Below are 16,865 nucleotides of genomic sequence, written 5' to 3'. Positions count from 1 at the left end.
TATAATTGGGTAAGAAAGTGACACGGTCGGAGGATGCTATGAGAGAACCCATAATCTATGTCAAAATCGTAATTAATTTTATATTACTAATCTTGACAGTTTTATTTCTGATTTTTATTCTTCCTAAAATCATTGGATTTTTCATTCCTTTTGTTATTGGGTGGATTGTGTCAATGATCGCTAATCCGTTAGTTAAATTTTTAGAGAAGAGAGTGAAACTATTAAGAAAACATAGTTCGGCATTGATTATCATTATTGTCATTGCAGCCATTGTCGGAACACTGTATCTTCTGATTGCGTTTTTGGTAAAGGAGATAAGCTCTTTGACCGATGATCTTCCGGAAATCATTGACCGTATCAGCTTACAGTTTGAGGCTCTTTCCAATCGGTTAAGCCTGGCCTCTAGATCTTTACCGAAGAGTATTCGTACAGGTATCGATGATATGTTTAAGAATATGGGTGATTATCTATCCAAAGAAGTTACCATAGATACCGCGGGAACTTTTGCTAAGAACATAGCGGAAGTATTTCTTATGACTATTATATCCATATTATCTGCATATTTCTTTATTGCCAAAAGAGACGAACTGATAGACGGCATAAAGAAAATAATGCCAAACTCAATAAACAATGGATGGTACATTATTAATGATAACTTTAAGACTGCTGTAGGAGGCTATTTTAAAGCCCAATTTAAAATCATGTTAATCATAACTGTGATTATGTTTGTGGGTTTTGAAGTTCTAACGGTTGGTTACTCGTTTTTACTTGCTTTAGGAATAGCGTTCTTGGATTTTTTGCCAGTTTTCGGAACAGGGGCTGTTTTATGGCCATGGGCAATTATTGATATGTTAACAGGTAATTATATGAGGGCAATCGGTCTGATAGTAATTTATCTGATCTGCCAAGTTATTAAGCAGGTATTACAGCCCAAAATGGTAGGGGATAGTGTAGGTATCAGCCCTTTAGCAACTCTATTTTTTATGTTTACCGGATATCGGTTTTATGGAGTCCTTGGAATGATTCTTGGAATACCCATAGGAATGGTATTGGTTAACCTTTACCGGGTGGGTGTGTTTGACCGTTTTATCAAGGGTTTGAAGATAATCACACATGATATTAATGAGTTTAGAAAGTTTTAGAAAGCAGTGACAAAATAATCCTAAAGTTCCATATACAACTGAATAAATCAGTGGTATTATATAATCGGAAAAAAGTAACTATACAAAGGATTCGTATTTAAGCTGAGGAGTAAGTATATGAACAGTATTAGAATTGAAATGGACAATGAAGCTATTATAACAGCTGAAGAGATCAGATTAATATTGGAACGTTATCGTATCGGTAAAAAACCATTAGCTAAGCTACTTGGATGGGGGGAAACAACGATAATTCGTTATATGGAAGGGGACATTCCAACGAACGAGTATTCGAATAAGCTAAAAACGATATTAAACGATCCGGAATTTTATTATGATCTCTTAAATAAGCGGAAAGAGTGTTTAACAAATGTCGCTTATAAGAAAAGTAAAAAAGCAGTTCTGTCAAAAATTATGGCTTCAAAAATCTATGCGGCCGCTTATTATATCGTTAATAAGAGTAGTGCAGAAATTTGCGCAAGTTATATCCAGTATCTTCTTTATTATATTCAGGCATTTTCACTGGCTATAAAGGATAAGGAGATGTTTCAGGAGGAATGCGGCATCAGTAGTAATCAAATGCCTTATCATAAACTTTATGAGGCTATGAAAAAGAATGGAATTCGTACACTGGAAGTAAATGAAGAATTTCTAACAGAAGAGGAAAAAGAATTAATTGATGCTGTATATGATAGTTTTACGTGGTATGGACCGAAAGCACTACGTGCTATATCGGCATTTGAAAAATCTATGATAAAGATTTCAAGGGATAAATACAATAATAAAATCATTTCTAAGGATACATTAAAAACCTACTTTAAAGAAATACTTACTCAGTATCACATTACATCCTTAAAAGAGATAGGTAATTATCCAGATAAAAGAGTTCAGGATATTAGGGAATTAAATATCTAATACATGGTATAATTTTTTTGAAGCAAAATGTTAAATTAATATCAAACTTTCAAAAACCTACTGTAAAGTAGGTTTTTATATGTTAAGAAACATCGAAGCTTTTCGCAAATAAAAAAATATGTAAAGAAAAGTCTAGAAAATAGGTTGTGTATAAATTTTTTGCATAAGAACTTGAAACAAGAAGAATGAAATAATTCTTACCACCCAGGTCTTATACGAATGTTGAAAGGGAAGAAGGAAAGGGACCTATGCCGAAGATGTTGGTGGTATCGAAAACACATCTCGGTATAGGTTCCTTTCCTTCTATCCTTAAAAATCATATTGCATAATTTCTAGGTGTTTATTTAGCTACTTTGTTTATTTCTCTTTTCTCTGGCCCTTATGGTTGGATCAAGGGTTTTCTTTCTAATACGTAGATTCAGTGGAGTTACTTCTAAAAGCTCGTCAGTTTCGATAAACTCCAAGGCTTGTTCCAGACTTAATACTTTTGGAGGAGATAGTTTTAGGGCATCGTCAGCGCCGGAGGACCTTGTATTGGTAAGTTGCTTACGTTTGCAGACATTTACTTCAATATCCTCAGCTTTAGCGTTTTGACCTACAACCATACCGGAGTAAACTCGGACTCCTGGTCCAATGAACAAAACACCACGCTCCTGTGCATTATAAAGTCCATAAGTTATGCTTTCACCGGTTTCATAGGCAATTAGGCTTCCGGATTTGCGATATTGTATATCACCCTTATATGGACCGTAACCATCAAACAGGGTATTGATGATTCCGTTACCCTTGGTATCAGTCAGGAATTCTCCACGATAACCTATCAGTCCTCTAGCTGGAACAGAGAACTCGATACGGGTGTGACCGCTGCCGGAAGTGTGCATGTTGATCATTTCTCCTTTTCGCTGGCCCATCTTTTCGATAACAGATCCTGCAAATTCATCCGGGACATCAATCATTGCATGTTCCATTGGTTCCAATTTTTTGCCGTTCTCATCTGTTTTAAATAATACCTCAGCTTTACTTACAGAGAATTCATAGCCTTCTCGTCTCATGTTCTCAATTAAAACAGACAGGTGAAGTTCTCCTCTACCGGATACTTTAAAGCTTTCGGTTGTATCTGTTTCTTCTACCCGAAGGCTGACATCGGTATTTAATTCCCGCATCAGACGCTCTCTTAAATGTCTCGAGGTTACGAACTTTCCTTCGGTTCCCGCTAAGGGACTGTCATTTACATTAAAGTACATAGCAATTGTCGGTTCTGAAATTTTCTGAAATGGAATAGGTTTCGGGTTTTCAGGAGAGCAGATGGTATCACCAATATGGATATCAGCTATTCCTGAAATGGCTACAATTGCTCCAATCGTAGCTTCTGAAACCTCAACTCTTTTTAAACCGTCAAACTCATAGAGTTTGCTGATTTTTACTTTCATATATTTATTAGGATCATGGGCATTAACCATAACGGCTTCCTGATTTACTTTTATAGTACCGTTGTCCACCTTACCGATACCGATTCGACCTACATATTCATTATAATCAATAGTACTGATTAAAACCTGAGTGCTTTTGTCCGGATCACCTTCAGGGGCTGGAATATAATTAATAATAGTTTCAAACAGAGGATGCATATTATTGGCTTCTTCCTCTATAGAGAGGGAAGCAACCCCTGCTTTTGCCGATGCAAAGACAAACGGACAATCCAGTTGGGTTTCATCGGCATCCAGTTCCAATAACAATTCTAAAACCTCATCAACAACTTCGACCGGTCTGGCTTCCGGACGGTCCATTTTATTAATGCATACAATGACCGGTAAAGAAAGCTCTAAAGCTTTTTTTAGTACAAATTTTGTTTGTGGCATGGGACCTTCAAACGCATCTACCACCAGTATAACACCATTTACCATTTTAAGAACACGTTCAACCTCGCCACCAAAGTCGGCATGACCGGGCGTATCTATGATATTAATCTTGACTCCGTTATAAGAGACAGCTGTATTTTTCGATAGAATCGTAATACCTCGCTCTCTTTCCAATGCATTGGAGTCCATGACTCTTTCTGCTACTGTTTGGTTGGATCGAAACACGCCGCTTTGTTTTAATAACTCATCTACCAAGGTTGTTTTACCGTGGTCAACATGAGCAATGATAGCAATGTTTCGAATATCCTCTCTTATCATAAAAATTTACCTTCTTTCTACTAGCATAACTGCTACCTTAACAACCTTTACATTGTAGCATAGGCAAGAAAAGAAAATCAACGTCCCTTTCATGAAAAATAAATAATTTTTTTCATTATATTTGTATAAAATAACAGAAATTGGTTATTTTTATAATATATATCATTTTTTACTTCTAAAATATGGAAATCCGCATATATATTATCATAGGTGAATGAAAGCTGTTTTTGACTAAACAGAGGAATTTACCCCACATTTTAGAGCAGAATGGCGTAAAAAGGTACGCCAGGAGAGAAGGGAGAGGTACGATATGACAGATAAAGTATTTGATAACAATCAAGTAAGTATTGCAGGAGAGGTAGTCAGTGACTTTACGTTTAGCCATGATGTATTTGGAGAAGGATTTTATATCCTGGAGGTAGTTGTAAGCAGGCTAAGTAATTCCTATGATATGATTCCAATCATGGTTTCCGAACGGCTCATTGATGTAAAACAAGATTATAAGGGTAAGTATGTAGAGGTTTTAGGTCAATTCAGATCTTATAATCGTCATGAAGAAAATAAAAATAAGTTAGTATTATCCGTATTTGCCCGTGAGGTTAAGATTATGGATGAATTATCAGAAAATGCAAAACCGAATCATATTTTTCTGGATGGTTTTGTATGTAAGCCACCAATCTATCGTAAGACACCGCTTGGTAGGGAAATAGCGGATGTATTACTCGCAGTAAACCGACCATACGGGAAATCTGATTATATTCCATGTATATGCTGGGGAAGAAACGCCAGATTTGCAGAGTCATTCACTGTAGGAGGCCATGTACAGATATGGGGAAGAATTCAAAGTCGTGAATATCAGAAGAAAATCAGCGAGACCGAATTTGAGAAACGAATTGCGTATGAAGTATCTGTAAGCAAGCTGGAGTATCTGGAAGAATATTAAGAAAGAGAACCCCTTTTCTATATAATAATGGAAAGCCGTCTTTATTGTCGGCTTTCTTTTTATGATATAGAAAATTCTACGATTTCCTATATCATAAAAGACCTCCAGGCAGGATGTACACTGGCGCATAATAAATTTTGATAGTATACCGACTGCGCCAGACGCGAGAGTTTGCCAAAGAATATTCTTTGTTCTATGATACATGTAGGTAATATATGACGGTCTATTCTTATTTTCGCTATTAATTATGCTGATACACAGTATTGCTACCGAATATTTGGAAATAATCATTGACTTTAGTTTGCGTCAATGTTAATATGAAGATACGAATATTGTGAAAAACACATATTACTTATGGTAGAGGTGCATTGTTTAAAAGTAAACTGCAGGATATGTCAGGCATAGAAGATCGCAGTTGAAAGGAAACGGTGCCGAAGTGGTAATAACCTGATTTGTTACTGCTGGGCATATGGCGAATAGTCATATGACTGTCATCAAAATTGATGGAGCGCTGCCTAAAGAATATTTTATACTGTAGGAACATGAAGGAGTATACCTTGATGAACCATTCAGTTATTCTTTAGTGTCGACTCCGGGGTCGACTTTTTTTTGCGTAAAAGCGAAGCGAGCAGACTTAAAGATTGTTATATCCTATACCGGCTTAGAAAGTTTACTTTCATTAGCCGGTATAGGATATAACAACAAGCTTGCTTGAAAGGCTGCGAGCGAGCGTACGAGCCTGAGAAACGAAGTTTCGAATGGCTGCGGCAGCAGGTTTTCAAAAGCAGTTACAAAATTTTGTAAAACATGTTTGATGGATAACCACAAGGTATTCGGAGGTAACTTATTAATAAATCAGTGGAAAGTATTATTCTTTTATGAAAAAGGTAATACTTCAAAAGTCAGGAGGAATGAAGCATGGCAATTTTTAAAGGTGCAGGAGTAGCGATTGTTACACCATTTACACAAAACTATGAAGTTGATTATGTTAAGCTGGGAGAACTTATCGAGTATCAGATAAAAGAAGGTACGGACAGTATTATTATCTGTGGCACAACCGGTGAGGCATCTACATTATCTCATGAAGAGCATCTGGAATGTATCCGTTATACAGTAGAAAAAGTAAATAAGAGAGTACCGGTAATCGCAGGTACGGGATCTAACAGTACGCTGGAAGCAATTTATCTGTCTCAGGAGGCAGAAAAATTCGGCGCAGATGCATTGCTTGTGGTAACGCCATACTATAATAAAGCAACACAAAAGGGCTTAATCGAACATTTTACTGAAGTTGCTAATTCCGTAAAAATACCCATTATTATGTACAATGTTCCGGGCAGGACCGGCTTAAATATCCTTCCTCAGACAGCAGCAACCCTAGTAAAGACTGTGGATAATATCGTAGGAATGAAGGAAGCCAGTGGAAATATTGCACAGGTAGCAGAACTGATGCAATTATGCGAAGGAAATATCGATTTGTACTCCGGTAATGATGATATGATCGTACCGGTGATGTCCTTGGGAGGCTGTGGTGTAATATCGGTTTTATCTAATATAGTGCCAAAGGATACCCATGAAATAGCAGCAAAATTCCTGGAGGGAGATATAGGGGGCAGCCTGGAGCTTCAATTAAAATACTTCCCGTTAATTAAAGCATTGTTCTGTGAGGTCAACCCGATTCCGATCAAGAAAGCAATGAATTTAATGGGATTTGAAGTAGGTCCTCTAAGGCTTCCCCTTACCGAAATGGAACCGGCGAACTCGGCCGCGTTAGTACAGGCATTAAAAGAGTTAGGGATCAAGGTAGTGGAATAATAGATATGAATAAAAAAATTGTATTATATGTAATACATTAGATTAACATATAATATATACAGAAGAAGTTTGATACAGGATAAAATCTGGATTAAGATGTAACAAAAGTAAAATCTCTTTTTAATAGGAGGAAGCATATGACGAATATCATTTTAAGAGGGTGTAACGGTAAAATGGGTCAGGTAATTACCCAGATGGTGGAAGAGGATGAGAACACCGTCATAGTTGCAGGCATAGATTTATCAGCTAACAGGATGAATAAGTATCCTGTCTATCATAGTTTTTTTCAATGTAATGTTAAGGCGGATGTAATTATTGATTTTTCTTCACCGAAAAATATCGGTGAGATGCTTGAATTTGCTATGCAGAAGAGGATTGGCATCGTGTTATGTACAACAGGCTTTTCCAAGGAAGATCTGGAGATGATTGACAGAGCATCAACTGTTATTCCTATCTTAAGATCCGCTAATATGTCTATGGGTATTAACCTGATATTAAAGCTGGTACAGGAAGCAGCAATCCTTCTTTCAGAAGCAGGGTTTGACATCGAGATCGTTGAGAAACATCACAATAAAAAACTGGATGCACCTTCCGGCACAGCCCTTGCCTTAGCCGATGCGATGAATGAAGTTTTAAACAATGAGTATGGTTATAAATACGACCGCTCTTTAGACAGAAAAGAAAGAGAAAAAAAGCAAATCGGAATTTCGGCTGTTCGTGGAGGTACGATTGTCGGAGAACATGAGGTTATATTCGCAGGTACAGATGAAGTAATAGAGATTAAGCATACAGCATATTCAAAAGCTATATTTGCTAAAGGAGCTGTACAGGCTGCAAAATTCCTGCCGGGTAAGACGGCCGGTATGTATCAGATGAGTGATGTAATAGGTTAAAGTAACAGGCAAACGTCCCGACATTTTATCATATTAAAACATCTAAAAAATGCAACATAAATAAACTATCGTTAAAAGACTTTTATTGGGTATTCGGATCAGGCAGTGCTAATTCAGTAGTATAGCTTTGATTCGGATACTTTTTTATGTCGCAACACAATCTCGCTTGAATGAAGACCGTAGTTTGCTCTTCTATATAATATTTGTGTACAAGCGTCCTAAGAATTGATATAATTTTTACTATGGGTTATGGAAAATATTATTTTTGTTCACAAAATTTTCGTATTCATATAGTAAGATATTTGTAACTGAGTTACCTCGAGAAATTTACTAAATTACGAGGCAGCTCGCTAGAGCCGTTGTGATTGAATAGTCACAGATATTTAACGAAATGCTATAAAGTACTTTAAGTATGTTCATGACTGAATATGAAAATTTATAAGGAGGAGACAATCTTGATTGAGGTAAAAAACTTAGTGAAGCGTTATGGTAACCATACCGCAGTGGATAATCTATCTTTTACCGTTGACAAAGGTCAGGTTCTGGGATTTTTGGGACCCAACGGTGCAGGTAAGTCTACGACCATGAATATCATAACCGGTTATATTTCCGCAACAGGGGGGACCGTTACGGTAAATGGTGTGGATGTATATGAGGAACCGGAGGAAGTGAAAAAGATGATAGGTTACCTTCCGGAATTTCCTCCCTTATATCCGGATATGACGGTAACAGAGTATCTAAATTTTGTGGCTGATATTAAAAAGGTTAATAAAGCCGGGAAGAAGCAAATGATAGCAGACATCATGGAATCCACCAGGATTACACCGGTATCAAATCGCTTGATTAAGCACCTTTCCAAGGGCTATAAGCAAAGAGTTGGGCTGGCACAGGCAATTATGGGATATCCGGAACTTATTATTCTGGATGAGCCAACGGTTGGACTCGATCCAAAGCAGATTATAGAAATTAGAGAGTTGATCAAAGAGCTAAGTAAAAATCATACCGTTATCCTAAGTTCACATATTATGCAAGAAGTAAGTGCGGTATGTGATACGGTTATGATTATCGATAAGGGTAAGCTGGTCCTCAATGAAAGACCGATTGATTTAAGTACGAATCTTGGTAACACCGGAGGAATGAAGCTGTGTGTCAAAGGTGACAGGAACATTATATTGGATGCATTAGAACGAATTGAGAGGATCACCAATATCGTAGAGCATGAACCGACTACAGAGGGGATTATGAACTTGACAGTGAACTGCGACGAAAACGAAGATATCCGCGAAGAAGTTTTCTATGCTATGTGTGATGCAAAGGCACCTATTTTAGAGATGCAATCCATTCATCTAAGCTTGGAGGATATCTTCCTAAAAGTAACTGCCGGAGATGGAATTGGAGATTTAAACCTGGATGGTTTTCAGGATAAGAAAGAAGTTTCGGAAGCAATCGATGAAAATCATGCGGAGGATGTACAGAACAAATCGGAAGAAAATCTTGTAGAAGAGGAGGATAATTCGAATGCTGGCGATTTATAAAAAAGAATTACGATCTTATTTTACATCCATGCTAGGGTATGTTTTCATCGCCTTCTTTTTAATCATCATAGGCATTAATTTCTTTTACGAGAACCTTGTTAATGGATATGCTAACTTTGAATATACGATTACGAATGTTACATTTATCTTTGTATTGCTGGTACCGATTTTAACCATGAGACTTATGGCAGAAGAGAATAAACAAAAGACAGACCAGTTATTACTTACGTCTCCCTTATCAGCAGGAGCTATTGTGGTCGGTAAGTTTTTAGCTGTATTCACAATATTTTTTCTAGTGGTAGCCGTAACCTTAACCTATCCGCTTATTTTAAAGCAGTTTGGTAATGTTCCGATGCCGGGAGCTTATGCAAGCCTTTTAGGCTTTTCCATGCTGGGAGGTGCTTATCTGGCAATTGGGCTTTTTATTTCTTCTTTGACAGAGAGTCAGATGGTAGCGGCAGTCATAACCTTCTTTACTTTTCTGTTTACTGCTTTTATGGATGGTATCGCGAATGTAATACCGTCTAACAACAAAACTGCCTTTATATTTTTCTCGGTTATACTAATTATTATTTGTTTGATTTTATATTTTATGATGCATAATCTGATTATCTCTGTAACGATTGGATTAATAGGGGAAATTGGATTGGCAGTGATTTATTATGTGAAGCCAACTCTGTTTGATGGATTGATTATAAAGGTATTCAACTGGATATCCGTTATCTCCAGATTCGATTCCTTCCAATATTCAATACTGGATCTTTCATCCATCGTATATTATATCAGTATAATCGTTTTATTTCTGTTTTTGACAATACAAGTTTTAAAGAAGAAGAGATGGAGTTAGGGAAAGGAGGATTTTACGGTGGACGATTTTAATAAAATGGACGATAAGAAAACAGAAAGCTTGGCCGGAAAATTGAAAGAATCCTTTTCAGGAAGAAAGTTTCGAAGCGGGGCATATGTTTCTCTGATATCAACCATAGTGGTAGTACTGATCATGGTTGTGAATTTTATCATATCAGAATTTGACTTAAAGGTTGACCTATCGACCCAGGAGTTTTTTACATTAACGGATAAGACGAAAGAATTAGTAAATGATCTGGAAGACGATGTTACCATATATTATTTAATAGAAGCGGGAAAGGAAACTCCGTTTTTTCAAAAATTAGCAGAAAAATATGATAATATGTCCGATAAGATTGAACTGGTACAAAAAGATCCTGTTCTCTATCCAAGGTTTGCATACCAATATGTAGGTGAGGATGTTCAAGTCAATCCCAACAGCTTTCTTGTGGTAAATAATAAAACTAATCGGGCAAAATACATCGATAGCGAAGAAATGATTGTCAAAGGGAAAGAATTTAACTATGAAATTATGGACTTTCCCACAGAAGGTATTGATGTAGAGGGTAAAATCACCTCAGCAATTCAATATGTTACAGATCCGGATTTACCGGTAATATATATGACAACCGGACATGGGGAATGGGAAGAAGGGGAGTTATTTCACTCATTACTCAATAAGCAGAACGTTACAGTGAATGAACTTTCAACCTTAACAGTGGATCGTATCCCTGAAGATTGTGATATCCTGTTTATCAATGCTCCGAAGACGGATTTCACGGAAGATGAAGTTGCTATGATAAAAGAATATATGGCAGCAGGTGGTAACGTTAACCTTGTTTTAAATTATGAGGCAGAAGGAGCGGTTAATATTGCGTCCCTATTGGATCATTACGGGATCTCAATCGTAAAGGGCTTCGTAGTGGAAGGTAATCCTAATATGCATGCTACAAACGGTGCTCACTATCTAATACCCCAGATTTTAAATCATGCAATTACAAACACCGCCATAAACAGCAAAAAACCGATTATATCTCCTTTTTCAATCGGACTTGCAGAGAATGATACGAAGAGAAAATCTCTTACTGTTGAACCACTGCTTGTTACATCGGATGCAGCATATTCCAAAGTAGATATGCATGCAACGACGCTTGAAAAAGAGCAGGGAGATATTGACGGACCGTTTTACTTAGGACTCATTTCAACCGATACCTATGAAAATACAAACTCAAAATTAGTAGTTTATACATCACCGATAATATTTGATGAAACTGCTTTACAGATGTTTGGAAATGAGGATTTATTGCTCGGGACAGTTAGTTCTCTGTCCGGAAAAGTGAGCTCTATCTCGATTAAGCATAGAAGCGTATTGCGGGAATTTTTACATCTTACCCAGAGTGAGGCACTTTTCTGGGGTGCAATAACCGTAATAGTTATTCCTTTACTGATTTTAGGTGTAGGTGTTTTTATCAGTATTAAAAGGAGGAGGAGGTAATGTCAAAAAGGAAAAGGAAAAATGCTATAACCTTAATCTCCCTTTTGCTGACATTAGTCGTACTAATTGGCTTTTATCTATGGTATGTTAACAAAGACAAGGCATCGGATCATACAAAGAATGCGAAAGAAACTGAGCAAGAGGAGAAGGAACTTGTTTTAACTACCATGGATCCGGATAAACTGACCTCCCTGCATATGGTAAATGCAGAGGCGGATTTACAATTAGTAAAAGACGGTGATACCTGGAAATCGGAAACGGATCCTAACCGACCAATTAATCAGACTTATGTAAACAATATGATAAACCTAATCGACGAAATAAAGGCTGAGCGTATCATTAATGAAAGTGTGGAAAACTTAGAGGAGTATGGATTAAAAGATCCAGACATCTATGTTAGTGCCGAACAAGCAGACGGTAAAAGTCTAACCCTGCAATTCGGTATAGAAGCAATCGGTGGAAAAGGATATTATGCACTTGTAAATCAGGATAATAAAGTATATTTACTTAATACATCCTATGGAGTAGGTTTTAATTATAGTGATATAGAAATGACAGCAGTAGAACCAGGACCTACCATTAATACAGAACATATCCACCATATCGTAATTGAAAATCGTGATGGTAATGATTTTGAGCTGCTTTATGACCCTGAGAATAAATTAGATTATACCCCATCCGATATGTTCTCCTGGGTTATACTAAAGCCTTATGAGGAAGGATATCTGGCAGATGGTTCTAAGGTATCAGAATTATTAGGTAACTATGGAAGCTTTCAATACAATACCTGCGTGGACTATCAAAGTGAAGAATTAGGTAAATATGGACTGGAAGATCCTGTGGCCTCCTTATATGTTGGGTATTATGAATATTATACCCAGACCCTGGATAAGCCGGAGACAGATGAAAAAACAGGTGAAGAAATTACAGAAAAGACCTATTATGATACAAAGGAATATAAAATATATGTTGGTAATTCCGATGGAAACGGCAATTACTACGTGAGAAAAGAAGGATCTAACGCTGTTTATACCATGAAGGCAACTGAAGTGGATAAGATGCTTCATGTGGATGCTTTTTCCATCATGAGCTCCTTCATCATATTACCTAATATTGAAACTGTTAACAGGATAGACATTGAAATCGATGGAATACCATATACTATGGAAATCGAACGGATCAAGGAGAAGAATGAGGATGGTGAAGAGGAGACAAAATCCATCTACTATTATAATGGCAGGGAAGTAGAGGAAGACATCTTCAAGGATGTTTATCAGGTTATGATTGCTGCGGCATATGATGCTGAGATGAAAGAAGAGATTAATGCCGAAGGTATAAAACCGTTCCTTACCATCAGTTATCATATAGTAGGAAATAACGGAGAAGCTAAAGTACTTACTGCTTCCTATCTGCCTTATGATGACAGCTTTTACTTAATTCGTAAAGGGGAGGAAGATAGTATCCTTCATTTCTTTGCAGATAAACGAAAGATTGATAAAATCGCTAACGCGATTAAGGAATTTAAAGCCATTGAAAATTAAGTATTAGGTAATGTTTTAGCTTAGCTCATTAAGTAAGTGATAAATATTGGATACTGTGATATGTATAAAAATCTGCGGATAATAGTTAATAGAATCTAAAATTTTAAGAAGTTTAGTGTTATGGAACAGGCTGATACAAAAGGATATTAAGGGGTTTGCCCCTGTATTCCTTTTTGCATCAGCCTATTATTTGTCTTCTTATTTGATACCCTTCTTTATACATGCATAATATATTACATCTTATTATGTTTCATCCAGACAACTTGGCACAGCTTTCTTTATAGGTTAGTTTATCCAAAAAAGCATAATTGTGGTCATAGTATCGGACATATCAACCTGTTATAATGAAGGGTATGAGAGATATAAAGAGATATTTATTATAAGTGATTTACAATGGAGTATGGGTATTGGCAATGTTTTTCGTTTAACGTAAAGTATTAAGCGGTTTTGAAAGCTTCAAAAACACATGCCTATATCCATATTACAACAAGCCTGCTATCTTTGATTATGAGAGCTAATAATGCTATAGTAAATTTCTTATAAACTTGTACGAATATTAATGACATTGACATAATATATTAGCATATGGGATAATCAAGCTAGTACCTGATAACGCATAAAAACCACATAATACATAGCTAATTGCATCGATACATCATTGCTTTCAATGGAAGAGTCTACAGTAAGGTAATTTTGCCGGCTTGTCATGAAAGCTTTAGGACAGAAATCAAATATAACACGTATTATGTAGCCATTTGATGTTAGAAGGGCGCTTGCTAAGGGAACTTTTGGGTTCCCAGAGTAGGAGTGACTATGAGTATAAAAAGAAAGCTTATATTAATCGGAGTTTGTATTGCAATCATCATACTGGTATTTACGGCCAATGTTTTTCGCAGGTTAAAAAGTGAACAGGATGTGGAAGACATTGTTGTAAAGGAGAATGTCATATCCCGGGCAGAGGCGTATCGTTTGCTCAGTTATCTAGAATATGATAGGTCAGACAGAGAAACCTTATCCCTTGGAATCTCTTATGCGGATAAGCATATGTCCGGCTGGTATGATACCTATGTGAATGCAGTATGGAAGATGGGCCTCATTGAGGGTAATATAACTATTACACCGAAGGAGGCTTTGACTTACGGGGCATGTAAGGCGTTGGTAGATGGACTGATTATGAAAAATCCCTCCTATCAAAACATCTATACCGGCTTATCCTTTGATTTTATGCAAGCAGAGGAGGAGATGCGAATTCCGGAATTCTTAGAATTATATCAGGCAATCCTCCTTGCAACTGCTCCTGAAAAAAAGCTTGTGGAAGAAGAGCTTCTTTTTGTTCTCGGTAGAGACATTTCAGATGATAATAGGGATCGGATTGTAACAGACCTGGGCTTGTATTTTTATCAGAATTCAAAGGATTATGAAGTGTTTTTTACACAGATGAATCAAATGAATACAAATGATGAGAATTCTGTTAACCAAGAAGCCAGTATAACCCCTAGGGTTTCGGATAAATTGCTGGTAAAGCAGGTATCGGATCATTTAAATGAATATATTGATAAAGGAATTCATGTATTAACTTGTGGACCGGAAATCGTATATATCAGTGCAGTTTCTATGGAAAAACATGTAATACATAATGTATGGATTAAACAAGGCAAAGATAAAAATGTTGAAACTTACATTCATGGATTTGATAAAAGTTTTGAAGCAAAATCCCGTTTGTCTACCGATATTGAAAAGACAGTGGGAGATATCACAATAGAAAATAAGAAGATTGTTCAAATTAGCGTCAAACCGGATCTTATAAAGGGTAAGGTTTTAATGACAGAGGATGACTTTATTGAAGTGGAGGGTTACGGAAGGGTTCCTCTGGATGAGCATTTTAGAATATATAAGTTATACGGTGAGCTTTCCATGGAGCCGACCAGTAGCATACTGGTAGGTTATGAAACGACTGATTTTGTTGTTTCAGGAGGAAAAATCAGTGCAGCATTAATCAGAGAAAGTATCAAGGCGGAAAACATCAGGATACTTCTACATACAACCGGTTTTAACGATATCTATCATGAGAGCGTGGAATTTACATCAAATACGGAATTTCAAGTTAGCAACAATGAAGAAGAAAAGATATATGAGGCTGGAGAAACAGTAAAAATTGAACCGGATAATGAGTTGTTGGCGGATGGAAGAATTATGATAGAGCCGACTTTAGAGAGCGGAAAAATTCAGATACTGTCCATCGAACGGTCTTCTGGGATACCAAAATATCGGGGTAGAATTGAGATTGCCAAAGGGGATAACGGCTTATTAGTCGTCAATGAATTACCGCTTGAGGAATATCTGTATGCGGTTGTTCCCAGTGAGATGCCTACTTATTATGGGCTGGAGCCATTAAAGGTTCAGGCCGTGTGCGCCAGAAGCTATGCGTATAAACATCTGCTGGCCAATAGCTTAAGCAGTTATGGTGCTCATGCAGATGATAGTGTTGATTTTCAAGTATATAATAATATAGCTGAAAATGAAGATTCTATCTTAGCCGTGAAAGATACCTATGGAAAGGTAATTGAATATAAGGGGGATATTATCACAGCGTATTATTTTTCAACCTCCTGCGGTCACACTACCGGTATCGAATATGTATGGGCAGATGGTGTAGAAACTCCTTATTTACGTGGAAGATTAATGGCGGTGGAAGAGGACAGTGAAGGGGTGATATCCCTGGCAGAGGAAGAAAAAATATATCAGGATTTATCCAAAGAAGATAACTTCAGAAGCTTTATTGCAGATAAGAACTTTACTACCTTTGACAGTGGGTTTAACTGGTATCGATGGCATGTAACCATAGATGTGGAAGATATTAAAAGCACCATTGATAAAAAACTTGCTGCTAGGTATAATGCTAATCCCAGATTAATACAGACCTTAGTAAGCGGTTCCGTAGAAGAAGGTAATGCTGTGTTCGAGAGTCTTCCGGTGGATACCTTAGGAGATATTGTGGATATATCTGTATTATCAAGAAAAACCGGTGGTATTGTTCATGAACTTTTAATCACCGGAACGAAAAACACGATAAAGGTTCGTACGGAGTATAACATCAGAGCTCTGATTTCTCCTGTTAATGATACGGTCTATCGTTTGGATGAGAGTGGGGTAGATAATCTCAATCTGCTACCCAGTGCATTTTTTATAATAGATAAAACCCAAGAGGATAACAGACTTGAAAATGTTACGATTACCGGTGGCGGTTATGGCCATGGAGTAGGAATGAGCCAGAACGGAGTAAAGGCATTGTCGGATGCAGGAAGAAAATACGATGAGATCTTAACCTATTTTTATGAAGGTACTGAGATGGGCTTTATCTATGAATGATAGAATAGGATGTATTAGATGAATTAAATTCGATTAAGGGGTGTAAACTCATATACATTACAAGATTAAGGGCTGTTGTAAAATAAACAATGGGAATATAATTTACCTCACACATAGATTGAAGGACATATTTTCGATTTTGTATGCCTGGTTCGAACACTTCTGTTCGTACTTGGCATACAAAATCAGCAACATGTCCG

The 16,865-nt window shown here is 36.9% G+C and carries 11 protein-coding genes and 1 riboswitch; of the genes, 10 read left to right on the top strand and 1 reads right to left on the bottom strand.

Annotated features, from left to right (window positions below; translation table 11 throughout):
* Positions 1-38 precede the first annotated feature (38 nt).
* Together ytvI and I5677_RS05365 are read left to right on the top strand one after the other, a co-directional pair.
* Positions 39-1,142: a sporulation integral membrane protein YtvI gene (gene ytvI / locus I5677_RS05370; RefSeq protein ID WP_197660555.1), complete on the top strand. Its 1,104-nt coding sequence runs from the start codon at positions 39-41 to the stop codon at positions 1,140-1,142.
* Positions 1,143-1,259: 117 nt separating this feature from the next.
* A complete protein-coding gene (locus I5677_RS05365; protein ID WP_197660554.1) occupies positions 1,260-2,054 on the top strand; it encodes a hypothetical protein in 795 nt (264 codons plus the stop codon).
* A gap of 344 nt (positions 2,055-2,398) precedes the next feature.
* Here the strand turns inward: I5677_RS05365 and typA are convergent, their stop codons facing one another.
* The gene (gene typA / locus I5677_RS05360; RefSeq protein ID WP_206762672.1) at positions 2,399-4,231 is read right to left on the bottom strand and encodes a translational GTPase TypA; all 1,833 of its coding nucleotides are present in this window, start codon (positions 4,229-4,231) and stop codon (positions 2,399-2,401) included.
* A 310-nt stretch (positions 4,232-4,541) separates the two neighbouring features.
* Between typA and I5677_RS05355 the strand changes: the two genes are divergently transcribed.
* From I5677_RS05355 to I5677_RS05320, 8 genes are all read left to right on the top strand, one after another.
* Positions 4,542-5,174: a single-stranded DNA-binding protein gene (locus I5677_RS05355; protein WP_197660553.1), complete on the top strand. Its 633-nt coding sequence runs from the start codon at positions 4,542-4,544 to the stop codon at positions 5,172-5,174.
* Positions 5,175-5,524: 350 nt separating this feature from the next.
* A riboswitch (Lysine riboswitch) is annotated at positions 5,525-5,696 on the top strand.
* A 396-nt stretch (positions 5,697-6,092) separates the two neighbouring features.
* Positions 6,093-6,986 carry a 4-hydroxy-tetrahydrodipicolinate synthase gene (gene dapA / locus I5677_RS05350; protein WP_197660552.1) on the top strand — a complete coding sequence of 298 codons (894 nt, stop codon included), beginning with the start codon at positions 6,093-6,095 and terminating at the stop codon, positions 6,984-6,986.
* 137 nt (positions 6,987-7,123) lie between these two features.
* Positions 7,124-7,879: a 4-hydroxy-tetrahydrodipicolinate reductase gene (gene dapB, locus I5677_RS05345; RefSeq protein ID WP_197660551.1), complete on the top strand. Its 756-nt coding sequence runs from the start codon at positions 7,124-7,126 to the stop codon at positions 7,877-7,879.
* Positions 7,880-8,334: 455 nt separating this feature from the next.
* On the top strand, positions 8,335-9,414 hold the full coding sequence (locus tag I5677_RS05340; protein ID WP_197660550.1) for an ABC transporter ATP-binding protein: 1,080 nt from the start codon (positions 8,335-8,337) through the stop codon (positions 9,412-9,414).
* Positions 9,398-10,261 (top strand): ABC transporter permease, encoded by an 864-nt coding sequence (locus I5677_RS05335; RefSeq protein ID WP_197660549.1) that lies wholly within the window; start codon positions 9,398-9,400, stop codon positions 10,259-10,261. Before I5677_RS05340 ends, I5677_RS05335 begins: the two co-directional genes overlap by 17 nt.
* Before the next feature lie 18 nt (positions 10,262-10,279).
* Positions 10,280-11,755 carry a Gldg family protein gene (locus tag I5677_RS05330; RefSeq protein ID WP_197660548.1) on the top strand — a complete coding sequence of 492 codons (1,476 nt, stop codon included), beginning with the start codon at positions 10,280-10,282 and terminating at the stop codon, positions 11,753-11,755.
* Positions 11,755-13,296: a DUF4340 domain-containing protein gene (locus tag I5677_RS05325; protein WP_197660547.1), complete on the top strand. Its 1,542-nt coding sequence runs from the start codon at positions 11,755-11,757 to the stop codon at positions 13,294-13,296. Before I5677_RS05330 ends, I5677_RS05325 begins: the two co-directional genes overlap by 1 nt.
* Before the next feature lie 813 nt (positions 13,297-14,109).
* Complete coding sequence (locus I5677_RS05320) at positions 14,110-16,665, top strand: SpoIID/LytB domain-containing protein (RefSeq protein ID WP_197660546.1); 2,556 nt, start codon at positions 14,110-14,112, stop codon at positions 16,663-16,665.
* Positions 16,666-16,865 lie beyond the last annotated feature (200 nt).

Origin of the sequence: Mobilitalea sibirica, assembly GCF_015999265.1 — a bacterium.
GTDB classification, from domain to species: domain Bacteria; phylum Bacillota; class Clostridia; order Lachnospirales; family Lachnospiraceae; genus Mobilitalea; species Mobilitalea sibirica.
Note: the sequence above shows the minus strand (reverse complement) of the source record. Positions and strands in the feature narration are given on the sequence as shown.